The following is a 25180-nucleotide window of genomic DNA, read 5'->3' on the forward strand; positions in this document are numbered from 1 at the left end:
ATTATGCCATGATGCCGGTGTGTATATGCCGTGTAACAGTCTCTTGTTATGGATGCATAATATTGTACGACGTCATGCTCTTCTTGCTCTTCATCTGGATCGGCCCGGCAATAATTGCCGGGTTCCCCGTGTTGATTTCCCCTTTTATCACTGTCAGCAACACCTTAGAATCTCTCCGGAAAGAGGGGTACCCTGTATTCGGGGTCTGTCTTCGTGCAATAAATGGGTAGGCTGGATATCAATGAAAGTTTCAGGTGTTGGCCGTGGTTCCACGTCTTCAGCCAAACGTGCCGGGAAATCCAGAAGCCCGTCGCGGAGCTTTGCCAGTCATCTTGATGATACAGCCGGAGCCGTTGATGTCTCTTCCGGGCCTGATGCGCCAGCGTCTTTAGCGGCGATCAGCGGTATTTTATCTGTGCAGACGGTCGATCCTGATGCAGGTGGGGGGAAAGCCAACCGTCGCCTGATGCAGCGTGCCGAGGATTTATTGGACAAGTTGGAGGATGTACGTCACGGCCTTTTGGTTGGTGCCATTCCGAGGGATATGCTGGCTGATCTGGCTCGTATGGTCCGTGCCCGTCGGGATGCGGGTGGTGATCCCCACTTGGTCGCTATTCTCGATGAAATAGAACTGAGGGCCGAGGTGGAGCTGGCAAAACTCGCAACACGTTCCGGATCCAGGGATGCTGCCAAAGCCCGGGAGCCCTCTTCGTAATGGCGGCGTCAATACCCTTCTTGCGTTATTTATTAGCGCTTTATCTTGTTAGGGTAGTGCAACTTTTCTTGCGCTATCCTGCGCTGCACCCTATAGTCCCGACCGGATTTGGGAGGTCCGTCACGTCATGACAACAGTGAGTATCTTGCCGCCGGACTATCGTCCTTCGGATGATGAGCCGTTCATGAATGAGCTCCAGAGGGAGTATTTCCGACAGAAGCTGTTGAAGTGGCGTTCCGAGCTTTTACGTGAGTCCGAGGAGACGCTTGAGCATCTCCAGGAAGGAGGATTGCAGGAACCAGACCTTGCTGATCGTGCTTCGGCCGAAATGGAGAGGGCTTTGGAGCTGCGTACCCGTGACCGTGCGCGTAAGCTGATTTCCAAGATTGATGCCGCGCTGGAGCGGTTGGAGCACGGCACTTATGGGTATTGTGAGGAAACCGGTGAGCCGATCAGTTTACGCCGGCTGGAGGCACGACCCATCGCCACCCTCTCTATTGAGGCGCAAGAGCGTCACGAGAGGATGGAGCGTACACACCGTACGGACTGATTCAGTGTTATCGTTCTGATCCGATCAATGGTGGTCTTTCACGTTAGGTGTTGTTCCTTTTCCATTAGTGCACGGCGCTGTCTTCAAGCGTGCCGTGCATTTCTGTTTCGCTGTTTTCCAAGGCATTGTCATTTGATGCCTCGCTGTTGCGTACCGACTCCAGAAGGCCCTCGGCAATCTGTAGGTTGATGGCAGCAAGAGACCGGCTGCGGTTACCGCCGTTTCCCTGCATGATCAAGGCCGTTTCACGCGACACGTAGTCTGCCAGTGCCATCAGGTTATTTCGGATGTGCTGAGGGAAAATCGTACTTCCGGTTATGCAATGAGCTTTGACAGTCAGCCATATATCCAGATTCTTCTCTATGGCTGCGTCCATCAAGGCTTGGTCGCCTTTTTCTTCTGCCAGACTGATGGCGTCAGAGACGAGGAACAGGGCAAGAGCTTCTCCCTCGCAGGTCTCACTAAGCGTACGTGCACTCATGATATTCTCCTGTTTCTTTGCCGGCTGGATTTTCCGGTGTCACCGCTGCCGGTCTGCGGGTTCACTCTCCTTCTGATCCGGATGGATCAGAAAGGAAGAATAATATCAAGGACTTCCTGCCCATAACGTGGCTTCTGGACATCAGACAGTGTGCCGCGTCCGCCATAGATAATCCGGGCCTCAGCCATTTTCTCCGACGACACCTTGTTGTCTGATCCAATGTCTTCGGGCCTGATTACGCCTGTAACCGCCAGCTCGCGCAGCTCACCGTTGACCTTGATTTCCTGACGTCCCGCAATCACAAGATTCCCGTTGGGAAGAGCTTGGATCACAACGGCGGCGAGCTGGACGGATATGGTTTCCTCGCGTTTGATGGTACCGCTGCCACCATGTGTGCTTCTGGAGTTGATCCCACCGATCATTGTTGCAGGATTGACCGTGTTAGGGAGAATCTTGCTGACGGAATTTTCTAGCCCCATCAAGTTGGTAAAGCCGAATTCTTCTGTGGGTTTTGCACGGTCACGGTTTGTAGAATTGCTCAAGGACGCTTTTTCGCCCTTTATGTTGACGACAACAGTCAGAATGTCACCAACCTGCCCAGCTCTCTGGTCCTTGAAAAACGCGCGGGCACCGGGACGCCACAGACTATTGGGGCTGGATGTGGCCACATTTGCTGCGGGCATAGGCATGGATACGGGACGGTAATCCCGCTTGTTGACCGGATTTTCAATCGTGGAGACTTTTGGTCCCCCTCCAATTTCGGACAGCCTTTGCATTGTGTCGCATCCGCTGGCCGTGAGCAGGGCGCTGGCAAGAATTCCGGCTTTGGCTGCTTTGTGTAATGGTTTCATACCATGTCTCCTTGCGCCGCCGGGTCTAACGGAGTGATGCCGATTGCACAGGACCGGATACCCGGATTGTGCGTTGGCCCGTTACGGTACCGACTACAGTTCTTTTGCCCTGAAGGTTCTCGACCCGGATGTTATCGCCGAGGCTTCCGTTCTCAAGAGCTTGTCCTCGTGCTGTCAGTGACATGTTTGCCGTGTGCAGCTCGATGACGACCATTTGGCCCCGCGCGACCAAGACAGGACGTTCCACGTCTCCCGCGCTGACAGGTTCGCCCGGGCGCAGGGAGCGACGTAACTCCATACCGATGATCCTGTCTGCATCCACAAGGGCGGAGTCACGTAATTCCTTGTGGCGGACGCGCTTCCAGGTGATGTCTTTGGCACGGATAATTTCACGACGGGTCATCGGACGGGTCAGAACCGGTAGTTCCACTGTCTCGTGGAGTCGCCCTGACAAACGCAGTTTTTTGGGTTCAGAACCACCAACCGGCAGGGTCAGTGTGGCGCTGAAACGTCCGAACCGATCTGTGGCAATATCCACGACGTGGATGTTATTGAGATCACCGGCAAGAATATCGACGGGCGCTGGCATGGTGGTCAGCTCGATGTCCGTCCCTGGTTCGATGCCGCGTTGTTCCAGTGCCTGACGCAGGACATTCATAATGTCGTCTTGCCCGAAGGTGGTGCTGTCACGTGTGATGGTGACTTGGTCCATGGGGCTGGCGGGAAGCCATCCCAAGTTCCATGCTGCAGAAATGGCGGTCAGGCGATCAGCACCCAGAACCAGCTGCTCTCCGGCTGCGGGTGCATGTATGACCTCGATATCCCCGCTTTCCAGGATTCCTGTTACGGGACTGAACAAGTCCCCCAAACGAACCGAATGCCCCGTGACAACGATGTTGCGATTCAGGGATACCGGAACTGCGGTGGTCCCGTTTCTTTGCGCCGCAGCCATCAAGGCTTCCGGTACGCTGACCAGAATGGGTCCTGAACCCGTCCGGGCCATGGCTTCACCGGCAAGGCCGGCAGCCAGAAACACGGCAAGTATACGCAGGGTGGTGGTCATGGTTTCAAGGTCCAGTCAGTCATGGTTCTTAGCGGAGCTGGCTGATCGTCCGCATCATTTCATCCGATGCGGTAATGACTTTGGAGTTCATTTCATAAGCGCGCTGGGCAGAGATCAGCTCGGTGATCTCTGACACAACGTTGACATTCGAGGTTTCAAGAAAACCCTGTAGCAGGCCGCCAAAACCGGGTGCGCCCGGGTTTCCGACAGTCGCAGCCCCGGATGCCTGTGTTTCAACCAGAAGATTCTTCCCGATCGCGGCAAGGCCGGCGTCGTTGGCGAAGGTTGCCAGCTGAATCTGACCTACGTTCTGGGGGGCAACCTGTCCATCGATCTTGACGATCACCTCGCCCGAAGCATTGATTGTGACGCCGGTGGCATTCTGGGGAATTACGATCCCCGGCTGGAGTGTGTAACCATCGTGTGACACCAGCTGACCATTGGGGTCTGGCTGGAATGCCCCGTCCCGGGTATAGGCCGTGGTGCCATCAGGTAAGGTGATCTGGAAGTATCCCTTGCCCTGAATGGCAATGTCATACGAATTGTTTGTGGATGTCATGCTGCCCTGTTCGGCAATCCGGTATACGGCATTGGTTTTAACGCCAAGCCCCAGCTGGATACCGGCTGGAACAATGGTTCCTGTATCGGAAGAGTTGTCACCAGGCCTGCGGACATCCTGGTAAAGAAGATCAGCGAACTCGGCACGCCTTCTGGCATAAGCCGTTGTGTTCATGTTTGCGATGTTGTTGGAGATGACCTCAACGTTTGTCTGTTGAGCCAGCATCCCCGTTCCGCCAATAGCCAACGACCGCATCTTCTTTTTCCTTCCGCATCATTCCCCTGTGTGGGGCCATGCTTTTCTTTCCCGTTGCCGGGAGTACATATCCAACCGGTTATGCGCTACGCCGTGCCCATGTATCCATGGTGCGACGGACGCGCTCGTCTTCTCTTTCAATCATCATGTTTGAACGTTCATAGGCCCTCTGGATGTCGATCATCCGTGTGATCTCTATGATTCCATTGACGTTGGAGCCTTCCAGTGCACCTTGGACAACACCGGGTCTCTGTGCCGGTTCCGCGTTCATTCCCGCAGGCGCTTCCCACAAAGTTGATCCATAGCGTTTCAGGCGCTGCGGGTTTTCAAAGGTCACTGTTTTCAGCCGACCAACAGGTCCATTTTCTGTTGCCACTGTTCCATTCGCCATGATGGAGATCTGGGATTCATTCGGGGCAATGAAGATTGGTGTGTTGTTGTCGGTCATGATCGGGTAGCCGTCGTGATTGGACAGTTGCCCCTGTTCGTTCAGGATCAGTGACCCCCCACGTGAGTACTTCTCGCCGGCAGGTGTCTCCACAGACAGGAAAACATCCGGGCGCTCCAGGGCCACATCCAGTGTGTTCCCTGTGTGCCGGATTGGCCCCTGACTCAGGTCATTGACTGTTCCAAAATCCTGTACGAATCGAACCTGGTCCCTGAAAACCGAGTCTGTATTCGGTGTGCGCACCATATAATCGGTGAACAAAGTGTCCTGTCGCCGATAGTTTGTCGTATTCATATTGGCCAAGTTGTTGGCAACCGTTTCCATACGGCGCCACAGGGCTGTTTGGGCAGATAGGGCGATGTAACCCGTATTTTGCATGGCCTTTCTGGTCTCCCGTCGGCATTGCTTTTGTGCCGATCAGGGAAAGCACATATCGTGCCAGCTTGTTTAATGGTTATATATGAAGGTGTTGTGATTTTACGGCGCACCATCTTGCCCTGGCCTCAGGTAAAAAGGTGTATGGTGGGAAGGCAGAAATTTCCGCTGGTGCCGACACGAGAAAGCCCTAACCCCTTGTTAAGGGTTCCTGCGTAGTCTTTGCACAAGAAGGATACATGTTTGTACGTGGTGAACCTCGCCCGCACATGGACTGGCTGATGCCGAGGGGACGATGGCCGAAGATCTTGATGAAGAATATGACGACGATGATGCCGAGGGCGATGGCGGCGGCGGTGGTGGCGGCGGCGGGCGAAAAAAGCTGCTTCTGCTGATCTTGCTGCCGATCCTGTTGATTGTCGGGGGCGTTGCCGGCGCATGGTTTGCCGGTGTTTTTGATCGCAAGCCGCCGCCGGAGGCTGAGGCAGCCGCTGCGTCTGGCGAAGGAGCTGCGCCACAGCCAGCCGGTGCCGCTGGTGCGCCCGGCGCTTCTGGTGCGCCCGGAGCCCCTGCTGGTCCGGCTTTTTATGACCTGCCGGAGATGGTGGTGGACATTGCCGGGCAGGGCCGCAAGCGGACTTTTATGAAAGTCCGGGTCAGTCTGGAGTTATCGTCGCAGGCGGATGTTCCCATCGTGGAAAGTGTCATGCCGCGTATTGTTGATAATTTCCAGGTGTATTTGCGTGAGCTGCGTATCGAGGATCTTCAGGGTGCTGCCGGGATTTATCGCCTGCGAGAGGAACTCTTGCTGCGTGTTAATTCTGCTGTACGACCAGCCAAGGTGAATGATGTTCTGTTCAAGGAAATGCTGGTTCAGTAGCCCTCTGTTCATGTAGAGGGGGAGTGGGGTGAAGTGAGGGAAGCAGGATGACCGCGCCTCAGGATGCAGATCGGACCGCCGAAGACGAAGAAGCCCTTATGAAGGAATGGGAAGCCATGTCCGGCGGCGGCGGTGGCGGCGGCGGAGGTGGTGGAGAAGAAGGGGATGACGCCGATGCGATGGCCGCCGAATGGGAGGCCATGCTGGGTGGCGGGGAAGGTGGCGGCGGAGTTGCGACCGAAATAAAGCCTGAGTTTACAGCCAGCTCTTCCTCGGGGCGTGAAAGTACACGTGTTCTGAACCAGGATGAAATCGACAGTCTTCTGGGCTTTGATGATTCCGACGACGAGCGAAGCGACAAGACGGGTATTCAGGCTATTCTGAATTCCGCTTTGGTGTCGTACGAACGCCTGCCAATGCTGGAGGTGGTGTTCGACCGACTTGTGCGTATGATGTCTACGTCGTTGCGTAATTTTACATCTGATAACGTCGAGGTTTCCCTCGACAACATTTATAATCTTCGGTTCGGCGATTACCTGAACTCTATTCCTTTGCCGGCGATGCTGACTGTTTTCAAGGCTGAAGAGTGGGATAACTACGGCCTTATGACGGTTGATTCCGCCCTGATTTATTCCATTGTTGACGTGCTTCTGGGTGGGCGCCGCGGGACAGCTGCCATGCGTGTAGAAGGGCGCCCCTATACGACCATTGAACGCAACTTGGTCGAGCGGATGATTCACGTCCTTCTGGCCGACCTTTCTGCGGCCTTTGACCCGCTGTCACCGGTTACGTTTCGTTTTGATCGCCTGGAAACAAACCCCCGTTTTGCCACCATTTCCCGACCTTCCAATGCTGCGATTGTGGCCAAACTCCGAATCGATATGGAGGATCGCGGCGGCAGGGTTGAGCTTCTGTTGCCCTATGCGACCCTGGAGCCTGTCCGTGAGCTCCTGTTGCAGATGTTCATGGGGGAAAAGTTCGGTCGTGACTCGATCTGGGAAACTCACTTGGCTGAAGAGATGTGGTTTACCGAGGTCGAGATGGAGGCTGTTCTGGATGAACAGACCATGTCTTTGCGCGATATCCTGAACTTGGAAGTGGGGTCCCGGATTATGCTGAATGCAGCTCCTAATTCTCCTGTTGAGTTGCGTTGTGGCGATATTCCCATGTTTTCCGGGCAAATGGGGCGCAGGGGCAACCACATCTCGATCCGGGTTGATTCCAAAATCAGGCAGCAGAGGAGGTAGTGCCATGGACGTTGCGCTGATCCTCGATGTGCTGGTTGTTTTGCTTCTGGTGCCAACGATTGTGTTTGCCGTCCTTCTTAACAATAGGCTTTCCTCACTACGCCGGAACCGTGAGGATCTGGCGCGTCTGATTGCTGCTTTCAATGAAGCGACTGTAAGGGCCGAGAGTGGTATTCCCCGCCTGCGCAAGGCCGGTGAAGATGCAGGACGTCTTCTGCAAGAGAAGATTGAAAGAGCACAGGTCTTGCGTGATGACCTTGCGTTCATGGTGGAACGTGCTTCTGCAATGGCAGAGCGGCTTGATGGAGCTGCACGTACAGCAAAGGAAAAGGCCGGGCGTGCTCTGTCTTCTGTTATCCCTGCTTCCGGGAATTCTGTTCCGGGAGGTCCGCCGGTTGATCCTGTTGCGGCCGCTGAGTCTGTTGTTGCCGCTGCTGCCGCTGCTGCTGCTGCGGCTGGGTTGTCTGCATCCGGAGCCCGTGTTCCTCCCCCGGCTCAGCTTGATATTGAGAGCGCTGCTGCTGCTGCGGAGTATGCCGAAAAGACGTCTGTTGCAAGAGCACCATCAGCCGCAGAGATTGTTCGGGACGACTCCTACGTCATGCCTGATGTGCGTCCGGTTGACCAGTCTGGTTTGGCTGTATCCCAGCCCCCATCTTTGGGGAGTGCTTTGACAGCAACAGAGGGGGTCGGAGCTGCTATTCCCCCCAAGCGCGTTGAATCAGAGAGAAAGCACGCACCGATACCCCGGGAGGATGACCGGTCTGAAGCCGAGAAGGAGCTTCTGCGTGCCCTCAGGTCGGTGCGTTGAGGGGGCAGGGTATGGCTGGACTCAGAACCCCACGGATTCGCCTGTTGCCACTGGTCATTTTTGTGGCGGTTTTGATGTTGTCCGTGCGGCTGGAGTCTTTGTGGCACGATATTGGGGCTGGTTTTGACCGGGCCAGCCAACCGGGCAGGGACATTTCTTTGCCCCGCATAGCAGAATCGCCTGCTACAAGGGCTGTCCCTGTCCCGAGTCCAGCAGAAGAGCCGGGTATTCACATTGGTTCCGCTGTCGCTCAGACAGCAGGATCCGGGCCCTCGTCCCTGTCCGATCTTGAGGGTGGTGGAGGGCCGTCATTTACGCGCACAGAGGTTGATGTTCTCCAGAGGCTGGCGGAACGGCGTGAACTTCTTGACCGTAGAGAAAAAGAGCTGGATACCCGCGATGGCATGCTGAAGGCAGCAGAGAAACGCATAGATCGTAAAATTGTCGAGCTACAGAACCTGGAGAAGACAATCAACCAGCTCTTGAATCGTCATAACGAGGCCGAGAAGCGCAGAATTGACCAGCTGGTCAAGATTTATGCCACTATGAAGCCAAAAGATGCGGCCGGTATTTTCAATGCTCTGGAAATGGGCATTCTTCTGACTATCATGGAGAACATGAAGGAAGCCAAGACAGCGCCTATCCTTGCTGCGATGGAGCCAGAGAAGGCGCGGGCTGTGACAATGGAGATGAGCCGCCGGCACCAGCTTCCTGCCCCTGGCAAAGGGGAGCCCGGCAAGTAAATATGGGTTCCGTTATGTGTTGGGTATAAGTATGGTTGGAAAGATGTTGCGTCCAAGGGGTTGAGTCTTTTAGTAACAATGGGAAAGATGTTCTGGAGATCGCTGTGGCTGCCCGTTTGGCCGTCATGAACGGAGTGTGAGATGGCTGTCGACAAAGACATGAACATTCTGATTGTGGATGACTACAAGACGATGCTTCGCATCATCCGCAATCTGCTGAAGCAGCTGGGCTTCAGCAACATAGATGAGGCGTCCGACGGCAGCGCGGCTTTGTCCCAGCTTCGAAGCGGGCCAACGTACGGCTTGGTCATTTCGGACTGGAATATGGAGCCCATGACTGGACTCCAGCTCCTCAGGGAAGTTCGAGCTGATCCCAAGCTGAAGGCCTTGCCCTTCATCATGGTCACGGCCGAGTCCAAGTCCGAGAACGTTATCGCAGCCAAGGAAGCTGGCGTCTCGAACTACATCGTCAAGCCCTTCAATGCTGAAACGCTGAAGGCCAAGATGGTCAGCGTTCTGGGCGATTTCTGAGGTTGTCCCGGCGCGCCGTCCTGATTCTGGATTTCAGACCGGAGGCCCATGATCATGGTCGGTGACCCTTCCTCTCAAGAGGCTCCGTCGTCTGGACAGGACAGCGGCCTTCATCGTGCTGTTGCTTCCCGTATTGCAGGAATCCGCGAGGCTCACGGCGTTGCCGTGCCCGTCGACAATATTGGCGGTGTCGTTGCGGATATTCTGGATACCCTTTCCGGCGAGTTGTCTGCTGAGGATATGCGGCTTTACCAAGAGGTAGAGCAGCTGGCCCAGTACATACGTCAGGCTCGGTCAGAGATTGCGGCCCTTAATCCCACCGATATCCGGGAAGAGTTTCTCCCTACAGCAACGGATGAACTGGATGCGATTATCCAGTCTACCGAAAATGCTACGGGTTCCATCATGGATGCGACCGAAGCGGTCGAGGAGGTTTCTGGTCTTGTCAGCGAAGACTTGGGCTCCCGGCTCATGGATGCGGCGACAATGATATACGAAGCCTGCTCGTTTCAGGATCTGACAGGGCAGCGCATCACAAAAGTTGTTCGTATGCTGAAGAGCATTGAGGAGCGGGTCGAAAGTCTGGTCAAGGCATTCGATCCCAAGCTCCTTGCTGCTGCACGTGATGCGGCAGCGGCTGAGTCGGTTCAGCAGGCAGGGAACAGGGGGCGTGCCCGTGCATCTGCTGTTGGTGATAACGAGGGGGATGATGCCTTGCTCAATGGTCCACAGCTGGATGGGGATGCGATGAAACAGGGGGATATCGATTCTCTGCTTCACGGTACGGGTCCCAAGCGGACCTGAGTGGCTGGGCCGTAATGACTGATTCTGTCGATGCATCCTCCCGTCGTTCAGTTCTGTTGAGTGGTACCACGACACTGTTCCTCTCTTTATCGCTGCTGCTACTTGGTTTCTTCATTATTCTGGTTTCCTCTTCCCGCTATGACAGTCATCGTGCAACACCTGTCCTGTCAGGTGTCGTACGGGCCTTCTCTGACTCTCGTCATCATGATGGCTTGGCTGATCGGGGATCCTTTACGGGGCGGCATGGTCGCTGGTTGTCGAGTGCGCGTTCTTTCGAGGCTGCGCTGACACAGGCTCTGACGACGGATTTACGGGTTCTTCCGGTTATTCACTATGTTAGCGCTGATACCCTGAGGGCAGTACTTCCTGTCGAGTCCCTTTTTGAGCCGGGTAAAGCTTCATTCCGGTCTGAACGTCAGGCATTTCTGGATCGCCTGGTTGCCGTACTGTCATCTCCCCCTGCTGGATTTTCTTGCGAGATGAGTGTCCTGATCCAGGTTTCCGCTATGGACCGGGTTGGAGAGGTGCTTTTGGCTGAACAGCGTGTGGTTGGTTTTGCCAGTCTTGCGACAGCTCGTGGCATGCCTTTGTCCCAGCTTGTTGTTGGCGAGGAAATTGGCAAGGAAGGTGATCTTGTCCTAGCCTTCCGTCTGATGCCTGATGGGGGGTGAGCCTTGGCCGGGTACAAAGATGGGGAACCGTATTCCACAGACTCTGCGTTATCAAAGGATATTGGCACATCATCCGGCGTCTGGATTTATACGTTCACAGATCTTATCCTGCTTTTGCTGTCCTTTTTTGTGATGCTGTACGCCATGGGGAACCCTGATCTCCGTTATCTGCGTTCTTTGGTTGATGGCATATCAACCCGACCAGCACCCTTGGTGATTCGAGAGGTATCTGAAACAAGCCCTGACCTTTCCATGGTGCAGGTTGCTGTTTCTCCTGGACAAAATATTTCCTATCTCCGTGCCCTTATCGGACAAACGCTTCAGAATGAACCCCGTCTTAACGGCATGGTAATGACCATGTCTGATGATCAGCTTGTATTATCATTGCCGGGGAAGGTTCTGTTTCTGGCTGGGGAGGCGGTTCCGGCACCGGGTGGATCGGATATTTTGGCAGAAGTTGCGAACCTTGTATCTCGTCTGGATAACCGTTTGGTTATTGCCGGGCGAGCAGATGGAGGACAAACGGGGTCTGCTGTGGCGTGGACCTTGTCTTTGGCCCGTGCGCGTGTTGTTGCACAGGCCATGCGGTCTGCCGGATACCCCGGCGATCTTGGTCTTGTTGGTTATGGGGGGGCTCGTCCGGTTGCGGTGGTTCCAGCAGATGCTGTGCAACCGGTTGATATCCTCATTCTACCGGAGCGGAACAGGCGATGATGTCCGCGTGGAGATGGTGTGCTGCAGTTCTGGCCCCGCTCTTCTTGGTGGCGGTGTTGCTGGCGTTTGGCTCATCATCTGCGGTCCAGGCTTTTGAAACCAGGGCAGGGTTGCACGATACCTATGGTCGTCTGGTTTTTGATTGGGGCGTTCCCGTTAAATACAATCTTTCGGTTTCCGGTACAACCGCGACCATGACCTTTGACAAACCGGTGGAAAAAGATCCGTCTTCCGTGATCAAACCTATCCGGTCCTATGTTGACTCAGTTTCACTGTCCCCGGACACGTTGGTTGTCACCATGGTTATGAAAGAGCCATGGTCAGTGCGCGTCCTAACTGTCGGTACGGCTATTGCTGTTGATTTTTCCAAGGATGTGAAGTCAGGTTCACAACAAGCCGGTAGTAGTGCGAAACCACCGCCTGTGCAGCCCGCTACTGCTCAAGTGTCGCCTTCCCCCGCAGGAGCAGGGGGGGGCTCCCCTCCTGTTATTCCTGCAGCATCACCACCCGCAGAGGCAGACCGTGGGCCATCGCCGGTGCAGCCTGCGCCCCCTGAATCTGTATCTGGTATCAAGTCCAGCGGTGTGGAGGTGTCGGTCTCCAGCGAACCGGGGGGAATTACCCGTATTGCCTTGGATTGGCCACAGCGGCAGCGTTATACCGTGCAGCGTGGTGACGGTAAGACAACAGTAACATTTTCGCGTACGGCAACGATTGATATTGCGTCGTTGCGATCTGCCTTACCAGAGTCCCTGAAAAGTATCGCCGTAGAAGAAGGACGTGGGCGTCTGGCGATAACCGTTCCGGTTCCTCCGCGTGCAACGTTGATGACGGCAGCGGATGGCAAGCGTGTTCTGATTGATGTCAAGCAAACAGGGGGAGAGACATCTCCTGTTCCATCCCCGCCTGATTCGGCGGCAGCGGCAACAGCACCGGACGTCCCTGCTGCAAATGCACCTCCAACAGAAGCGGCGGCTAGTCCACCTGCTGGCAAGGCTGCAACCGATACCGAGGCAGCCTCTCCCTCTGCGACCACAACACCTCCTCCACCGCCCAGCGCTGCTGTCCAGGCTTTGGAGCAGGCCATGAGAGATAGGCTGGGACTGGCCAAGCCTGCTCCTCCTCCTCCGCCCTCCTCATCAGACTCTGATTTCGTCCAGGTAGAGGAGGGGCGCAGTGGGGATGCCCCTGTTGCCGCCAGTCTCTCATTCCCCTGGAATGAGCCGGCAGCGGCTGCCGTTTTTCGGCGTGGCGGCTGGACATGGGTCGTCTTTGATCGCCCCAAGGAGATGGATCTGGGTTTGTTGCGCCGTCTGGGTAGTGGTGTTGTGCGCGAGATTGAGCAAATTCCTAGTCGCTCCGCTACGGTAATCCGCATGTTGGTTGAGCCGGGCTATAATCCATCGGTACGCCGTGAAGGCTTGTTGTGGGTTGTTGATCTGTTGCGTCAGCCGTGGCGACCGGCCAATCCAACCTCGGTCGAGGCTCAGCCTAAAAGCCCGGTTGGTCCCCGGTTGTTCGTGCCTGTGGCCGAAGGTGGTCGTGCCATGGTGCTGGAAGATCCGGAAGTGGGCGATCGTTTTATTGTTGTTCCTCTGGTTCCTCTGGGGATCGGGATTTTCCCAGCTTATAGTTTCCCGGACGTCGATATTCCTGTCACCGTGCAGGGCATTCTGGTTGAGCCGAAGTCAGATCGTATTGTTGTGAACTCCACCCGGAACGGGGTTGATGTAACAGCCCGTGGTGGTCTGACCTTCTCGCCTGATCTTGCCCAGGCTGAACTGTTAAGCAGCATTGGCACCAAGACAGACTTCAAAAAGGTACTGGATATTGATGCTTGGATGCATGGACCGGAAGAGGACTTCTCGAAAAATAGAAAGCAGCTGCAAATTGCCGTTGCCAGCACGCCACCGGCACGGCGCAATAATGCCCGGCTTGACTTGGCCAGGTTCTTCTTTGCGCACGGACGTGCGGCCGAAGCGCTGGGTATCCTCAAGGTGCTGGCTGACGATGACAAGGAAATCGTCAACACGGGCGCATTTCGTGCTTTGCGTGGGGTGTCCTCGTTCTTGATGGGACGCTACCCTGAAGCCATAGAGGATCTGGAGCACGCCAGTCTGAAAGGTGTGGAAGAGGCGGCTTTCTGGCGTGCTGCCGCGCAGGTGGAGATGGGAGACCCTGGTTTGCAGGCGCAGGCATTGCGGGCTTATGGGGGGGTTATCGGCAATTATCCCCAGCGCGTGAAAATTCCGCTGGCACTTACGGCTGCCAAAGCTACGGTCAGTGTCAGTGATGAAATTGGAACCAATACGTTCCTGACAGCAGCCCGGTCTGACCACAATACCCAGCGTGAACTTGCTGCCATCAATTACATCGAGGGCAAGCTTTCGCAGTCGAAGGGAAATTTCGAGATTGCGCTGGAGCGCTTTGCTGACGCCGTCGAAACAGGCGATCGGTATTACAGTGCTGTTGCTTCGTACGACCGGTTGATGTTGCAGAAGAAGATAGAGGAAATTGACACCGAAACCCTTGTCAACGGTTTGGAGCGTCTTCGTTATGCATGGCGCGGCGGCGCTTTTGAATTTAACCTGTTGATGACTCTGGGGGATCTGGAGCGTGATCGTGGGCGCTATGGCGAAGCGTTGCGTATCTGGCAGCAGGCCGCCACGTACTTTCAGGATTATCGCGAGGCAGAGAAAGCAACAGCCAGTATGCGCGATGCTTTTGAGTCCCTGTTTCTCAAGGGGGCAGCGGACAGCATGAGTCCGGTCGGTGCCATTGCCCTGTATGATGAATTCCGTGAATTGACGCCCACTGGCGAGAAAGGCGATGAAATGATCCGTCGTCTGGCTGACCGATTGGTGGGGGTTGATTTGTTGTCCCAAGCGGCTTCCCTTCTGGACCGTCAGGTGACCTATCGCTTGGGCGGGGTCGAAAAAAGCCGGGTTGGTGCCCGGCTTGCTTTGGTTAATTTGCTGGACAAGCAGCCACAGAAAGCCGTTGAGGCTTTATTGAAAACAGCAGATCCGGCTACGCCAGAACCACTGGAAGCCCAAAGACAACGGCTGTTGGCTCGGGCACTGTCGGACATGGGGCGGGGAACCGAGGCCATTGACCTTCTGGGGCTTGATACATCAAGCGAGGCAGACTTGCTGCGAACGGAGATTTACTGGAAAGAGCAGAATTGGCCCGCTGTTGCCCAGACCCTTGAGAAGCTGACGCCGGAGCCAGAGAGCGGCCTTGTCCTGACCGACACCCAGGCCAGGTTGCTGCTGGACTGGGCCACGGCCCTGACCTTGGCTCAGGATGAGCGCGGCATCATGGACCTGCGTAAATTGTATATGCCGGCCATGAAGAAAACATCCTATCACACAGCCTTTGACCTGATCACGACCACTCCCGAAGGCGGGTTGATCGACTACAGGACAGTGTCGGGGCGCATTCGGCAAGCCGAGAACTTCCGCTCTTTCATGGCCGGATACGAAGAGAAGCTGAAGAGCATGGGGCTTAGTACAATTAATTGATATGAGGCTGTGGCACGTCTTCTGTCTGTTAACGGGAGAAGCGTGTCGACATCAGAATAAGGGTTTGTGTGCGTTCGACGCCCGTGATGCCTCCAATACGGTCTGTGATTGTATCAAGGGCATCCATGGTTTCGGCAGCAACTTCGGCAATCATGTCAAATGCACCACTGATGGCGTGGAGAGCCCTGACTTCCATCATTGGCTTTATTCCGCTGGACACTCGCGCCGCATGTTTGGGTGATACGCTGATCAGGACGTGTGCCCGTATCATGCGCCGGGAAAAGTCATCAGCCAGACGGATTGTATAGCTTTCAATAATACCTTGTTCCTCAAGGCGTTTGATCCGGTGCTGGATGGTACTGCGTGACACATCCAGCCGCCTGGCCAAGGCTGCGGTCGGTTCACGGGCATCAGCACGTAGTGCGTCCAGAATCTGGCGATCCAGATTATCCAGCATAGGTCTTCTCATTCAGTTTGGAAAACACGGGGTGCGCATTCTGGCACATTGTTGTGTTCCAGGCGACAGGTCGTGTGTGAGAATTGTTCTATTGCAGGATTCCGTAGCTCTGGACAAGAGAGCCAACCAGCAGGTGCCAGCCATCAACCAGCACAAAGAAAACAAGCTTGAAAGGCAGGGCCAGCATCATGGGCGGCAGCATCATCATGCCCATGCTCATCAACACGCTGGCAATGACCATGTCAATGATGATGAACGGAAGGTAGATCAGGAATCCGATCTCGAAAGCCCGCAGAAGTTCCGAGATCATGAAAGCTGGTATCAGGGCCCGTAGCGGTGTCTGTTCCGGCCCTTCTACCGGCTCAAGATTGGCCATATCCATGAAAAGTTGTAAATCCTTGGGGCGTGTGTGTTCGACCATAAACAGGCGAAAGGGCATAATAGAACGGTCAAATGCCTCGAATTCGTCAATCTGGTCGTTCATCATTGGCTCCATCCCTTGTTTCCATGCGGTCTCAAGGGTTGGCTGCATAATAAAAATGGTCATGAACAAAGCCAAGCTGGCCATAACCTGATTGGGAGGCGTTGTTCCTGTTCCCATGGCATTCCGCAGGACAGAGAAAACAACAATCAGTCGTGTGAAACAGGTTACCATCAGCAAAAAAGACGGTGCCAGTGTCAGCACTGTCATCAGCAAAATCAACCGAACAATGGTCGCTGTTGTTGATCCGCTCCCGGATGGCCCGAAATCAAGGTTGATTTGCTGGGCAACGGCCTCGTGTGGCATCAGAAGTATGAGGAACAGGAACAAAAGCATTGCCTTGCCCGGTATGCTGAAAGGCCTGTTTCTCATCGTACTCTCTCCGGCTCAGGCTCTGGCAACAAGGGGTCTGCACAAATGGTATCTTGCGCGGCTTCCTGTTCTGTCGTTGTGAAGCTTGGTGCTGCTTGGCCCGCATCAATCAACAATTCACTGGTGTTTCCGAGAAGGATGAGGTGTTCACGATCATTATGCCGGACCAGCACAAGCTGCCGGCGAGCATCCAGGTTCAGGCGTTCCGTAATTTCCAGGCTTGGGGCAGACCGTTTTCCAGCCCACGAGCGTATTGGGCTGATGCGTCGCACAACAGCACCCGCCATGAAAATCATGCCGATAACCAGAAAAAGGGCAAGCAGTGGCCGAAGATAAAAGTCTGTGTCCATGAGATGCGGTAATCAGGCCTGGAAGAGATCAGAAACAAAAATATTACACAGAGCGAGCAGGGTGGGTTGCCGGATCACTCTGCCGGTGTGTGACGGTATCACTGTGGTGGTGTTCTGGAGGTATATGCAGCTTCTGCGCATGACGGTATGCGGCACCAACGGTTACGGCTTGTGTTGGTTTGTTGCCGGGCTGAACACCGGGGCGGAGCGCAAGATCTCCGAATCGGTTGCGCATCTCAGTCTCAAGAGCATCGAGATCATAAAAAAGAGCTTCCATCATCGGTCGGAGACCTCGGGCATCATCTTTTGTCATCAGGTGGATAGACTTACACGCTGTTCGTATCATGTGCTCCAGATCCCCGAGGCGAGGAAGGATACCATCTGAGACGGAAGAGCGTGCCTGGAAGAGGATGTCTCCGATGCGGCGCAGCTCCTGACGCAACACGGCACTGTCAGGGATACCCGGAACCGGGGGGCGGGGTGGAGCCGTCATGGCATTGCTCCTCCGAGGTGTGGTGCCGTAGGGAGAAGAGGATAGGTCCCGTTTGCTCGATAGACATACACCAGCAATTCCGCTACGGCAGCAAAAGCTTCGGTCGGAATTTCTGAATCCAGGTCAACCACAGACAAAATTTGGGCCAAGTCGGCGTCTTGTCGGACTTTTACGCCGCTTGCGAAGGCAATATTCAGAATCTGGTCCGCAACGCATCCGCGCCCTGATGCAACAACCTTGGGGACTGCATCAACAGACGGATCATGATCCACAGCGACGGCGACGGACTGTGTGTTTGCGGACGCGTTGCCGTCTTGGTTTGACCCGGATCCGGACTCCGGTGGTGGTTTGGGGGTGCCGGTGTTCACCGGGTATTTCCTTCCACTCTGAGCAAGCCCATCGGCCTTGTGGCCATTCAGTGACAGACCCATCATGTGGGGGCGGCGCTTAAAAAATCGTTTAGCTTGTCGCCAGGTTGCTATGTCCCGGTATTCCGGTGGTGTTGTGAACCGGTCTTTACTCTTTCTTAAAGGGGTGGGCTGGATCATGTCTGCACACCTGAGGCTACTTGTGAGCGGGTAGCCTGGACTGTATGCCCCGTACGGCAGGGACAGGGAATTATGGATACATCCAAGTTATCGTTGTTTCGTATGGCCCGTACAAAGATGGACTGGCTTGCCCAGCGTCAGCGCGTTCTGGCCCAGAACATTTCAAACGCGGATACCCCGAAATTCAAGGCTAAAGACCTAAGGGAGGTTGATTTCGGGAAGATGGTCCTTGATGCAACAGAGCCATCTGTCAAGCCGACCATGACCAACCCATCCCACATGGGAGCTGCCCTGCCTGATCTTGGCCCATATCGCGAGGTTGCTGTACGTAGAACATGGGAGCGCTCCATTGACGGCAATCCCGTTGTTCTTGAGGAACAGATGGAAAAGATGGCCAGGGGGCGGTCCCAGTATGATCTGGCCTTGCAGTTGATCAAGAAGAATCTGACAATGATCAAGTCTGCGCTTGGGCAGCGTTGACGTGAGGGATGTGGCACCTGCGCTGTCTGTCAGGCGCGATTGTGGTGTAGGGGGTATGGGATATGGATGACCTTTCGAAAGCGACGTCGATCGCCTCGTTTGGGGCGAAAGCCCAGGCGAAGCGTCTTCGTGTGATTTCGGAAAATCTGGCCAATGCCGATTCTTTGGCCAAAACCCCGGGTGGCGAACCGTACCGGCGCAAGATCCTTCAATTTCGCAACCAGCTTGATCCATCCCTTGAGGTGGATACAGTGCGTGCTGATCGTACCGATCGTGACATGACCGATTTTGGGCGGAAGTACGATCCCGGGCATCCGGGGGCGGATGAGCAGGGGTATGTCATGACCCCGAATGTCAATCCGTTGATCGAAGTGATGGACCTGCGGGAAGCGCAGAGGTCTTATGAGGCCAACCTGAATACAATCAGCATATCGCGTGATCTTCTGGGCAAGACCTTGGATCTTCTCCGGTGATGTTGTTGTTTGCAGTAGTGGCGTTTGATGGATGACGGCCATGACCAATTCTATTTCCAGCGCCATACAGGCATACCGGACAGCCGCCCGTCAGGTTCTGGGATCGGCCACGGAAACAGCCGAGACTGTTCGTACAGCAACCTCTTCTGTGGGGGCTCCATCACCCGAAAATGGTCTTTTTGGCGATATGGTCCGGTCTTCTCTGAAGGAGGCTGTACAGGTTCAAAGGACGGCAGAGGCTGTCAGCCTGAGGGGTATTGCCGGGGAGGCTGATATGCGTGATGTGGTTCTGGCTGTCAGTAATGCCGAGACAACGTTGAATACCGTGGTGGCAATCCGGGATCGTGTTGTGTCTGCCTATCAGGAAATCTTGAAGATGCCGATCTGAGTGGCGTCATTTTCTTTCTGGATCCGTTCCGATGAATGAGACGCAAATTCTTGATATTGCCCGTGACAGCGTATGGGTCATGATTGTTATTGCTGCACCAGTTCTCTTGGTTGGTTTGGCTGTCGGTCTTCTGGTTTCCCTGTTTCAGGCTTTGACATCCTTGCAGGAAGCAACGCTTGTTTTTGTCCCCAAAATGCTGATTGTGTTTGGTGCGGTCATCTTTCTTCTTCCTTTCATGCTGCGTCATATCACGCAGTTTACCCAGCAAATTATGGATCTGATTATTTCGCTGCCCTGATCAGGCTTGGCTGGAGACTCCGTTGTGACGCTCTCGGAATTCCTTGGTCTGAATACGTTCCATCTGCTGCTGACATTCTGCCGTGTCGGAAGCATGATGGTAACTATGCCGGGTTTTTCGGTTGGTTATTTCAATGTCCAGGCTCGTCTCTTTCTGGCCATTGGCGTGACATTGATCATGACCCCTGTTCTGGGACCTGTTCTTCCTGCGTTACCCGCCACTGTTGGTCCTCTGGCTTTTCTCATCATCATCGAGGTTTTTTACGGTATTTTCCTGGGACTGATCGGGCAGGCGGTGACAGCTTCCATCCATCTGGCCGGAACCTCCATCAGTCAGAACTCCGGGCTGATGAATGCCATGGTGTTTGATCCTGTTACGGAATCGCAGGGCGCACTTGTTATTGGTATGCTGACGACAATTGCGCTGGTCAGCATTTTTGTGATGGATCTACACCATCTGATGTTGCAGGCTCTCTATCATTCCTATGCCTTGTTTCCGGTGGGACAGAACCCGGTTGCCGAAGATCATTTGACAACGTGGCTGGATATTCTGGCAAAAAGCTTTCTGCTTGGCCTGTCAATGGCCATGCCTTTCATTGTTTTCGGGATTGTTTTCCAGTCTTCGATGGGATTGATGTCCCGCCTGTCGCCACAGCTGAACGTTTTTTTCGTTGCCCTGCCTGTTCAGATCCTGTTCGGACTTGGGGTATTGTGGGTTACAGTGCCAGCCTTGATGATGTGGTTCCTGCGTCATCTGGAGGATGTTCTCATGACGTTTACCGCAGGCTGAGTCCGGAATGGCGGAAGACGAAGACAAGGAATCCAAGACCGAGGAGCCTTCCGAGCGAAAGCTCCAGCGTGCCCGACAGGAAGGGCAGGTTGCCATATCCCAGGAAATCAAGAGTCTGCTGATGCTGGTGACGGCACTGGCCTTGGTGGCCATGTTGGCTCCTTGGTTATCCGGGCAATTGAAAAAGCATCTTGGCAGTCTTCTGGCCAGTGTGCATGCGGTCTCACTGGATCCGGAAGGTTTCAGAATGTGGTTTCTGCACGCGATCCTGAAAGGTATTATTTTTTTATCGCCTGTTTTTGCCATTACATTCTTGGCAGCGGTTCTGTCTGGAACTCTTCAATATGGCCTTGTTTTTACGCCGAAGAAAATCGCGCCAAAATTATCAAACATCAGTATAATCAGTGGGTTCCGTCGTATCTTTTCCCGTAATCAGCTTTTTGAGCTGGCGAAGGGTGTACTGAAGATCATCCTGGTTACGGCTGTATTGCTTGCCTTGGTGGTACCGCATCTGGCTACCCCAGAGGTTTATATGGCTCTGGATCCTAATGTGGTTATGGAGAATCTGCATACGCTGCTGGTTCTTGTTCTGGCTGGTGTCGTGGTGACGTTCTCGCTTGTTGCCGCAGCAGACTGGTGGTGGCAGCGCTACCGGCATCGCGAGCAGTTGAAAATGACCAAGCAGGAGGTCAAGGACGAGCACAAGGATACGGAGGGTGACCCCCAGATCAAGGGCAAGATCAGGCAGATGCGGCTGCAGCGTTCGCGGCAGCGCATGATGGCAGCGGTTCCTCAAGCCAGTGTTGTTATCACAAACCCGACCCACTATGCGGTGGCCTTACGTTACGAGATGGATGAAATGCCTGCCCCGAAACTGGTCGCCAAGGGTGTGGACAGCCTTGCCCTGCGTATTCGTGCCATTGCTGAGGAACATGATATCCCGATCATGGAAAACCCCCCGTTGGCGCGCGTGCTGTATTCGGCTGTGGAGCTGGACCAGGAGATCCCGCCAGAGCATTACAAGGCTGTGGCTGAAGTCATTGGGTATGTCATGAAGCTGAAGCGGGCAGGGCTTACAGGTCGTGGCAGGCGTTCCGGGCAGGGTGCAGATCGTGTCGCTGCAGAAGAAAGAGGACAGACCTTGTGACCATCTTGCACAATCTGCATTTTGTGTGGGTTTATGTACTGGCTGCAGACATACTGTTTTTGGCCACGTGCAGTCTCGTCTTTTACATCCGGCGTTTGCGGCGTGATGTAGGATGCCTGAGGTGTTTGCTGGAGGCTGATGACGTTGCCCGGCTTATGGTGGACTCCAACGGTCATGTGCTGGCTGCCAATAGCCGTGCAAAAACTTTCTGGAGAGGGAGTGAGCCAGATGCTGAGTTGGCCCGGCGCATTGATCGCGCAGATGAGGAAACGTTTGGTGCTTTGGAGCGTTTGATCTCTGCGGTGGCGCGTCGGATTCCGGAAAATGTGGACGTTATGCTACAGGGTGAACGCGGGCTTGCGGAATGGTGGCGTATCGGGGTCTGTCCAGCGCCCATGACATCGCCTTGTGATGGAGGAGTGATCTGGACGGCACAGGATGTTACAGCGCACCGTGCCATAGAAGATATACTGCGTCGTGATCGTGATGTTCAGGCCGAGTTTCTATATCTTATGCCAGCAGGACTGTACTCCGTTGATGCCAACGAGCAGCTGCGCTTTGTGAACCAGCGTCTTGCCGACTGGCTTGGTTACAGTGTGAATGAACTTTTGGGCATGCCCTTGTCCCGTATTTTGGCTGATGGCAGCCGACCGGATGCCGAGGAAGCGTGGAGCGGTGTGCTCCGTTTTTGTGACCGCACCGGGAATATTTTTTCCGCAATGGTGGAGCAGGTAGCTTTTGACGATGCCGGAGAAACACGTACGCGTAGTGTCGTCATGCGTCAGGCTCATGCAACAGACTTGTCCTGCTCTCCCGTAGACCATTGGTTTCGTATTATATTCGCCTCTCTTCCCGTAGGGTTGTGTCTTGTCGATGTTGAAGGCGTTGTAACTGATGCCAATGAAGCCTTCCTGCGTCTGTGCGGGTATGATGCTTCGACTTTGCAAGAAACAGCTGTTCGCAATGTGTTGGCAGAGGATGACCGTGCTGCATGGGATGCCCTGTTTGAACACGCCATGCTGGATGGCGGTGCTGATGCCAACATGGCTCGTGAAGTACACTTCTGCAAATGCCCCGACAAGGCAGCCTCTATCGGCATTGTCCCCTTGGGAGGGGCTTTGTTTATGGCCTTTTTCTTCGACAATACCGCCCACCGTAATCTGGAAATACAGTTTGCCCAGGCACAAAAAATGCAGGCCATGGGGCAGCTTGCCGGTGGTGTTGCTCATGACTTTAATAATTTGCTGACCGCGATGATTGGTTTCTGTGATTTGCTGTTGCAGAGGCATGGGGCTGGTGATCCATCTTTTGCCGATCTGATGCAGATCAAGCAAAATGCCAATCGTGCTGCTAACTTGGTGCGTCAACTGCTGGCATTCTCACGGAAACAGCCTTTAAGACCTCGCCAGGTTCTGGTTACCGATGCCCTGACCGAGATCAGTCATCTCCTCCGACGGTTGTTGGGGGAAAGCATACATCTTGAGCTCCGCCTTGGGCGAGATGTTGGGACGATCAGGGTTGATCCAGGGCAACTGGACCAAGTGATCATCAACCTCGCCGTCAATGCCAGGGATGCAATGCCGGGCGGGGGCCGCCTGAGTATAGAAACGCGACGTGAGATGGTTGATAGCGCCATGGTTGTTGGTGCAGAAAGTCTTTCTGCCGGAGAATACGCGGTTATTACTGTTTCTGATACAGGGACCGGTATTTCAAGAGAGAACCTCGCCCGTATTTTTGAACCGTTCTTCTCGACAAAGACAGGAAGCGTTGGAGCAGGAACGGGTCTTGGTTTATCGACAGTCTATGGAATTGTTCGTCAGACAGGCGGCGTAATCCTTGTGGATTCCAGTGTCGGGCAGGGAACCAGATTTATCATTTATCTGCCTTGTGCAGACAATGCCGTTATAGAAGAAGCTGAACTCTCAGATATTGGAAGGGGCGGAACCGCGACGCTACAACGACAGGCTGTAGCAAAGGATCTATCCGGAAGCGCGACAATTCTTTTGGTGGAAGATGAGGATGCTGTTCGGGTTTTTGCATCACGTGCGCTTCGTAACAAGGGCTATCGTGTTGTTGAAGCCTGTAGCGGGGAGCAGGCGCTGGAGAAACTGGCCGATGACTTGGATATTGATCTCCTGGTTACTGACATGGTCATGCCTGGGATGGATGGTGCGACATTGGCGCGCAGGGTAAAGTTAGAAAAGCCCGAGATTCAGGTGATTCTTATCTCCGGCTATTCTGAAGAAGCAGCCGGTGGCGGCATCGCGGACTCAACAGAGTTTTCATTTCTTCCAAAACCATTCTCCCTGACGCAGTTGGCGGAGCGTGTTCATGCTGTCCTTCTTCGTCGAAGAGAGAGTGTAAATTCTGTCTGATGTTTTGTTCCTCTTGCGCAGAAGAACAAAACATGTACATTCTTCGCATTGCAGGTATCGCCCAGCTGTGAAATAAACGGGGATTGAGATGTCTCAAACCGCATTCCATCTTGTTGACAGGGACACCATGGATAAACAAAAAGCCTTGGACGCCGCGCTTGCTCAGATCGAACGTGCTTTTGGCAAGGGATCTGTCATGCGGCTTGGCCAGAATAACTCTGTAGCAGATATAGAGGCTGTATCGACTGGTTCCCTGGGTCTTGACCTTGCCCTTGGCATAGGCGGCTTGCCCCGTGGCCGGATCATAGAAATTTATGGCCCGGAAAGTTCTGGAAAAACAACGCTGGCTCTGCATGTTATTGCCGAAGCACAGCGTGTCGGTGGGGCGTGCGCTTTCATTGATGCGGAGCATGCCTTGGATCCTGTCTATGCTCGCAAACTGGGAGTAAATCCAGACGAACTGTTTATTTCTCAGCCCGATGCCGGAGAGCAAGCGCTAGAAATTGCAGATACCTTGGTTCGTTCCGGTGCAATCGACGTCCTTGTCGTTGACTCTGTCGCCGCTCTTGTCCCAAGGGCTGAACTTGAAGGGGAAATGGGTGACAGCCATGTTGGGCTGCATGCCCGCCTGATGAGTCAAGCTCTGCGCAAGCTGACGTCTTCTGTTGCCCGGTCCAATACTCTCGTTATCTTTATCAACCAAATTCGGATGAAGATCGGGGTGATGTTCGGAAGCCCCGAAACAACAACTGGCGGGAACGCGTTGAAGTTCTACGCATCGGTGCGTCTTGATATTCGTCGCGTAGGCCAGATTAAGGATCGTGACGAAGTTGTTGGCAACCAGACTAGAGTCAAGGTTGTGAAAAACAAGGTTGCCCCACCTTTTAAGGTTATTGATTTTGACATCATGTACGGCGAAGGCATCTCCAAAACGGGAGAGCTTCTGGATCTGGGTGTGAAGGCTGGGCTTGTTGAAAAGTCTGGTGCCTGGTTTTCGTACCGTTCAACCCGCATCGGGCAGGGGCGTGAGAATGCCAAGCAGTTTTTGCGCGACAATGCAGGTATGGCTGCTGAGATTGAGCAGGCTATCAGGGCCAATGCCGGTCTGGTGAAGGATGCTATTGCCGTCTCTCCCGAAATGGATGTTAGCGAAGATGCTGTGATAGCAGGCTGATCGTCGGTCCAGGTGTTTTGTGTAGCCCTTGAATTTTTTTTGTTTTGTTTAAGGAATTGTGTTGACGATTTTTGCGTTGGGGCTTAGAAGGTGCGTCCCGACGCTGAGGGACTGGTTTTTCTGGTTTTGTTGG

General features: G+C 54.3%; 29 protein-coding genes. 19 read left to right on the forward strand and 10 right to left on the reverse strand.

Translation table 11 applies throughout. The annotated features are described in order from the left end of the window. Nucleotides 1–241: 241 nt before the first annotated feature. Nucleotides 242–715 (forward strand): flagellar assembly protein FliX, encoded by a 474-nt coding sequence (locus HEQ72_RS06470; protein WP_168022910.1) that lies wholly within the window; start codon nucleotides 242–244, stop codon nucleotides 713–715. 127 nt (nucleotides 716–842) lie between these two features. After that, a complete protein-coding gene (dksA, locus tag HEQ72_RS06475; RefSeq protein WP_066131813.1) occupies nucleotides 843–1265 on the forward strand; it encodes an RNA polymerase-binding protein DksA in 423 nt (140 codons plus the stop codon). Nucleotides 1266–1329: 64 nt separating this feature from the next. On the opposite strand, the gene HEQ72_RS06480 is transcribed toward dksA, so the two are convergent. The 5 genes from HEQ72_RS06480 to flgF form a co-directional block, all read right to left on the reverse strand. Then, nucleotides 1330–1746 carry a flagellar biosynthesis regulator FlaF gene (locus tag HEQ72_RS06480; protein WP_168021087.1) on the reverse strand — a complete coding sequence of 139 codons (417 nt, stop codon included), beginning with the start codon at nucleotides 1744–1746 and terminating at the stop codon, nucleotides 1330–1332. Nucleotides 1747–1832: 86 nt separating this feature from the next. Then, the gene (flgH, locus tag HEQ72_RS06485; RefSeq protein WP_168021088.1) at nucleotides 1833–2597 is read right to left on the reverse strand and encodes a flagellar basal body L-ring protein FlgH; all 765 of its coding nucleotides are present in this window, start codon (nucleotides 2595–2597) and stop codon (nucleotides 1833–1835) included. 25 nt (nucleotides 2598–2622) lie between these two features. Continuing rightward, the gene (flgA, locus tag HEQ72_RS06490; RefSeq protein ID WP_168022911.1) at nucleotides 2623–3660 is read right to left on the reverse strand and encodes a flagellar basal body P-ring formation chaperone FlgA; all 1038 of its coding nucleotides are present in this window, start codon (nucleotides 3658–3660) and stop codon (nucleotides 2623–2625) included. A 28-nt stretch (nucleotides 3661–3688) separates the two neighbouring features. Continuing rightward, the gene (gene flgG, locus HEQ72_RS06495) at nucleotides 3689–4474 is read right to left on the reverse strand and encodes a flagellar basal-body rod protein FlgG (RefSeq protein WP_066131799.1); all 786 of its coding nucleotides are present in this window, start codon (nucleotides 4472–4474) and stop codon (nucleotides 3689–3691) included. A 79-nt stretch (nucleotides 4475–4553) separates the two neighbouring features. Next, nucleotides 4554–5300, reverse strand: coding sequence for a flagellar basal-body rod protein FlgF (gene flgF, locus HEQ72_RS06500; protein WP_168021090.1), 747 nt, complete (start codon nucleotides 5298–5300; stop codon nucleotides 4554–4556). 292 nt (nucleotides 5301–5592) lie between these two features. Here flgF and HEQ72_RS06505 point away from each other — a divergent pair, with 292 nt between their 5' ends. The 9 genes from HEQ72_RS06505 to HEQ72_RS06545 all read left to right on the forward strand — a co-directional run bounded on the left by HEQ72_RS06505 (nucleotide 5593) and on the right by HEQ72_RS06545 (nucleotide 15222). Then, complete coding sequence (locus tag HEQ72_RS06505) at nucleotides 5593–6177, forward strand: flagellar basal body-associated FliL family protein (protein WP_168021092.1); 585 nt, start codon at nucleotides 5593–5595, stop codon at nucleotides 6175–6177. A 47-nt stretch (nucleotides 6178–6224) separates the two neighbouring features. Continuing rightward, on the forward strand, nucleotides 6225–7424 hold the full coding sequence (gene fliM / locus HEQ72_RS06510) for a flagellar motor switch protein FliM (protein WP_168021094.1): 1200 nt from the start codon (nucleotides 6225–6227) through the stop codon (nucleotides 7422–7424). Between the two features lie 4 nt (nucleotides 7425–7428). Continuing rightward, entirely contained in the window at nucleotides 7429–8235 is an 807-nt protein-coding gene (locus HEQ72_RS06515; RefSeq protein WP_168021096.1) for a DUF6468 domain-containing protein, read from the forward strand. 11 nt (nucleotides 8236–8246) lie between these two features. Continuing rightward, nucleotides 8247–8978 carry a MotE family protein gene (locus HEQ72_RS06520; RefSeq protein WP_168022912.1) on the forward strand — a complete coding sequence of 244 codons (732 nt, stop codon included), beginning with the start codon at nucleotides 8247–8249 and terminating at the stop codon, nucleotides 8976–8978. Nucleotides 8979–9119: 141 nt separating this feature from the next. Then, the gene (locus HEQ72_RS06525; RefSeq protein WP_066131784.1) at nucleotides 9120–9509 is read left to right on the forward strand and encodes a response regulator; all 390 of its coding nucleotides are present in this window, start codon (nucleotides 9120–9122) and stop codon (nucleotides 9507–9509) included. Nucleotides 9510–9563: 54 nt separating this feature from the next. Then, nucleotides 9564–10313, forward strand: a complete 750-nt coding sequence (locus HEQ72_RS06530; RefSeq protein WP_245183235.1) for a protein phosphatase CheZ — start codon at nucleotides 9564–9566, stop codon at nucleotides 10311–10313. A 14-nt stretch (nucleotides 10314–10327) separates the two neighbouring features. Beyond that, on the forward strand, nucleotides 10328–10984 hold the full coding sequence (locus tag HEQ72_RS06535) for a hypothetical protein (protein ID WP_168022913.1): 657 nt from the start codon (nucleotides 10328–10330) through the stop codon (nucleotides 10982–10984). Nucleotides 10985–10987: 3 nt separating this feature from the next. Then, nucleotides 10988–11698, forward strand: a complete 711-nt coding sequence (locus tag HEQ72_RS06540) for a flagellar motor protein MotB (protein ID WP_168021102.1) — start codon at nucleotides 10988–10990, stop codon at nucleotides 11696–11698. Beyond that, nucleotides 11695–15222 carry a tetratricopeptide repeat protein gene (locus tag HEQ72_RS06545; protein ID WP_168022914.1) on the forward strand — a complete coding sequence of 1176 codons (3528 nt, stop codon included), beginning with the start codon at nucleotides 11695–11697 and terminating at the stop codon, nucleotides 15220–15222. The genes HEQ72_RS06540 and HEQ72_RS06545 overlap by 4 nt, the downstream gene beginning before the upstream one ends. Before the next feature lie 28 nt (nucleotides 15223–15250). On the opposite strand, the gene HEQ72_RS06550 is transcribed toward HEQ72_RS06545, so the two are convergent. The 5 genes from HEQ72_RS06550 to HEQ72_RS06570 form a co-directional block, all read right to left on the reverse strand. Beyond that, nucleotides 15251–15679, reverse strand: coding sequence for an Lrp/AsnC family transcriptional regulator (locus tag HEQ72_RS06550; protein WP_168022915.1), 429 nt, complete (start codon nucleotides 15677–15679; stop codon nucleotides 15251–15253). Between the two features lie 88 nt (nucleotides 15680–15767). Next, entirely contained in the window at nucleotides 15768–16532 is a 765-nt protein-coding gene (gene fliP / locus HEQ72_RS06555; RefSeq protein ID WP_168021108.1) for a flagellar type III secretion system pore protein FliP, read from the reverse strand. Then, the gene (locus HEQ72_RS06560) at nucleotides 16529–16882 is read right to left on the reverse strand and encodes a flagellar biosynthetic protein FliO (RefSeq protein ID WP_168021110.1); all 354 of its coding nucleotides are present in this window, start codon (nucleotides 16880–16882) and stop codon (nucleotides 16529–16531) included. Before HEQ72_RS06560 ends, fliP begins: the two co-directional genes overlap by 4 nt. Nucleotides 16883–16925: 43 nt before the next feature. Then, nucleotides 16926–17375 carry a hypothetical protein gene (locus tag HEQ72_RS06565; RefSeq protein ID WP_168022916.1) on the reverse strand — a complete coding sequence of 150 codons (450 nt, stop codon included), beginning with the start codon at nucleotides 17373–17375 and terminating at the stop codon, nucleotides 16926–16928. Beyond that, complete coding sequence (locus tag HEQ72_RS06570) at nucleotides 17372–17743, reverse strand: EscU/YscU/HrcU family type III secretion system export apparatus switch protein (protein WP_416046655.1); 372 nt, start codon at nucleotides 17741–17743, stop codon at nucleotides 17372–17374. The genes HEQ72_RS06565 and HEQ72_RS06570 overlap by 4 nt, the downstream gene beginning before the upstream one ends. Nucleotides 17744–17995: 252 nt before the next feature. Between HEQ72_RS06570 and flgB the strand changes: the two genes are divergently transcribed. The 8 genes from flgB (at nucleotide 17996) to recA (ending at nucleotide 25047) form a co-directional block, all read left to right on the forward strand. Next, the gene (flgB, locus tag HEQ72_RS06575) at nucleotides 17996–18403 is read left to right on the forward strand and encodes a flagellar basal body rod protein FlgB (RefSeq protein ID WP_168022917.1); all 408 of its coding nucleotides are present in this window, start codon (nucleotides 17996–17998) and stop codon (nucleotides 18401–18403) included. Between the two features lie 62 nt (nucleotides 18404–18465). Continuing rightward, complete coding sequence (gene flgC, locus HEQ72_RS06580; RefSeq protein ID WP_066131760.1) at nucleotides 18466–18876, forward strand: flagellar basal body rod protein FlgC; 411 nt, start codon at nucleotides 18466–18468, stop codon at nucleotides 18874–18876. A 40-nt stretch (nucleotides 18877–18916) separates the two neighbouring features. Continuing rightward, nucleotides 18917–19264 (forward strand): flagellar hook-basal body complex protein FliE, encoded by a 348-nt coding sequence (locus HEQ72_RS06585; RefSeq protein ID WP_168021115.1) that lies wholly within the window; start codon nucleotides 18917–18919, stop codon nucleotides 19262–19264. 31 nt (nucleotides 19265–19295) lie between these two features. Beyond that, the gene (fliQ, locus tag HEQ72_RS06590; protein ID WP_168021117.1) at nucleotides 19296–19562 is read left to right on the forward strand and encodes a flagellar biosynthesis protein FliQ; all 267 of its coding nucleotides are present in this window, start codon (nucleotides 19296–19298) and stop codon (nucleotides 19560–19562) included. A gap of 24 nt (nucleotides 19563–19586) precedes the next feature. Beyond that, on the forward strand, nucleotides 19587–20351 hold the full coding sequence (fliR, locus tag HEQ72_RS06595; protein WP_168021119.1) for a flagellar biosynthetic protein FliR: 765 nt from the start codon (nucleotides 19587–19589) through the stop codon (nucleotides 20349–20351). 7 nt (nucleotides 20352–20358) lie between these two features. After that, the gene (gene flhB, locus HEQ72_RS06600; protein WP_168021121.1) at nucleotides 20359–21498 is read left to right on the forward strand and encodes a flagellar biosynthesis protein FlhB; all 1140 of its coding nucleotides are present in this window, start codon (nucleotides 20359–20361) and stop codon (nucleotides 21496–21498) included. Then, nucleotides 21495–23873 (forward strand): ATP-binding protein, encoded by a 2379-nt coding sequence (locus HEQ72_RS06605; RefSeq protein ID WP_322099485.1) that lies wholly within the window; start codon nucleotides 21495–21497, stop codon nucleotides 23871–23873. Before flhB ends, HEQ72_RS06605 begins: the two co-directional genes overlap by 4 nt. Nucleotides 23874–23961: 88 nt before the next feature. Then, complete coding sequence (gene recA / locus HEQ72_RS06610) at nucleotides 23962–25047, forward strand: recombinase RecA (protein ID WP_168021123.1); 1086 nt, start codon at nucleotides 23962–23964, stop codon at nucleotides 25045–25047. Nucleotides 25048–25180: the final 133 nt, after the last annotated feature.

Source organism: Haematospirillum sp. 15-248 (genome assembly GCF_012102665.1).
Lineage (GTDB): Bacteria > Pseudomonadota > Alphaproteobacteria > Rhodospirillales > Rhodospirillaceae > Haematospirillum.

Excerpts from the sequence above, each read along its gene's own strand:
- flgF (WP_168021090.1), bottom strand. The coding sequence starts at position 5,300 with ATGCAAAATACGGGTTACATCGCCCTATCTGCCCAAACAGCCCTGTGG.
- fliP (WP_168021108.1), bottom strand. The coding sequence starts at position 16,532 with ATGAGAAACAGGCCTTTCAGCATACCGGGCAAGGCAATGCTTTTGTTC.
- HEQ72_RS06515 (WP_168021096.1), top strand. The coding sequence starts at position 7,429 with ATGGACGTTGCGCTGATCCTCGATGTGCTGGTTGTTTTGCTTCTGGTG.
- flhB (WP_168021121.1), top strand. The coding sequence starts at position 20,359 with ATGGCGGAAGACGAAGACAAGGAATCCAAGACCGAGGAGCCTTCCGAG.
- HEQ72_RS06535 (WP_168022913.1), top strand. The coding sequence starts at position 10,328 with ATGACTGATTCTGTCGATGCATCCTCCCGTCGTTCAGTTCTGTTGAGT.
- flgB (WP_168022917.1), top strand. The coding sequence starts at position 17,996 with ATGGATACATCCAAGTTATCGTTGTTTCGTATGGCCCGTACAAAGATG.
- fliQ (WP_168021117.1), top strand. The coding sequence starts at position 19,296 with ATGAATGAGACGCAAATTCTTGATATTGCCCGTGACAGCGTATGGGTC.
- HEQ72_RS06585 (WP_168021115.1), top strand. The coding sequence starts at position 18,917 with ATGACCAATTCTATTTCCAGCGCCATACAGGCATACCGGACAGCCGCC.
- HEQ72_RS06560 (WP_168021110.1), bottom strand. The coding sequence starts at position 16,882 with ATGGACACAGACTTTTATCTTCGGCCACTGCTTGCCCTTTTTCTGGTT.
- HEQ72_RS06550 (WP_168022915.1), bottom strand. The coding sequence starts at position 15,679 with ATGCTGGATAATCTGGATCGCCAGATTCTGGACGCACTACGTGCTGAT.
- HEQ72_RS06470 (WP_168022910.1), top strand. The coding sequence starts at position 242 with ATGAAAGTTTCAGGTGTTGGCCGTGGTTCCACGTCTTCAGCCAAACGT.
- HEQ72_RS06530 (WP_245183235.1), top strand. The coding sequence starts at position 9,564 with ATGGTCGGTGACCCTTCCTCTCAAGAGGCTCCGTCGTCTGGACAGGAC.
- fliM (WP_168021094.1), top strand. The coding sequence starts at position 6,225 with ATGACCGCGCCTCAGGATGCAGATCGGACCGCCGAAGACGAAGAAGCC.
- HEQ72_RS06480 (WP_168021087.1), bottom strand. The coding sequence starts at position 1,746 with ATGAGTGCACGTACGCTTAGTGAGACCTGCGAGGGAGAAGCTCTTGCC.
- dksA (WP_066131813.1), top strand. The coding sequence starts at position 843 with ATGACAACAGTGAGTATCTTGCCGCCGGACTATCGTCCTTCGGATGAT.
- flgA (WP_168022911.1), bottom strand. The coding sequence starts at position 3,660 with ATGACCACCACCCTGCGTATACTTGCCGTGTTTCTGGCTGCCGGCCTT.
- HEQ72_RS06525 (WP_066131784.1), top strand. The coding sequence starts at position 9,120 with ATGGCTGTCGACAAAGACATGAACATTCTGATTGTGGATGACTACAAG.
- HEQ72_RS06505 (WP_168021092.1), top strand. The coding sequence starts at position 5,593 with ATGGCCGAAGATCTTGATGAAGAATATGACGACGATGATGCCGAGGGC.
- recA (WP_168021123.1), top strand. The coding sequence starts at position 23,962 with ATGTCTCAAACCGCATTCCATCTTGTTGACAGGGACACCATGGATAAA.
- flgC (WP_066131760.1), top strand. The coding sequence starts at position 18,466 with ATGGATGACCTTTCGAAAGCGACGTCGATCGCCTCGTTTGGGGCGAAA.
- flgG (WP_066131799.1), bottom strand. The coding sequence starts at position 4,474 with ATGCGGTCGTTGGCTATTGGCGGAACGGGGATGCTGGCTCAACAGACA.
- HEQ72_RS06520 (WP_168022912.1), top strand. The coding sequence starts at position 8,247 with ATGGCTGGACTCAGAACCCCACGGATTCGCCTGTTGCCACTGGTCATT.
- HEQ72_RS06565 (WP_168022916.1), bottom strand. The coding sequence starts at position 17,375 with ATGACGGCTCCACCCCGCCCCCCGGTTCCGGGTATCCCTGACAGTGCC.
- flgH (WP_168021088.1), bottom strand. The coding sequence starts at position 2,597 with ATGAAACCATTACACAAAGCAGCCAAAGCCGGAATTCTTGCCAGCGCC.
- HEQ72_RS06545 (WP_168022914.1), top strand. The coding sequence starts at position 11,695 with ATGATGTCCGCGTGGAGATGGTGTGCTGCAGTTCTGGCCCCGCTCTTC.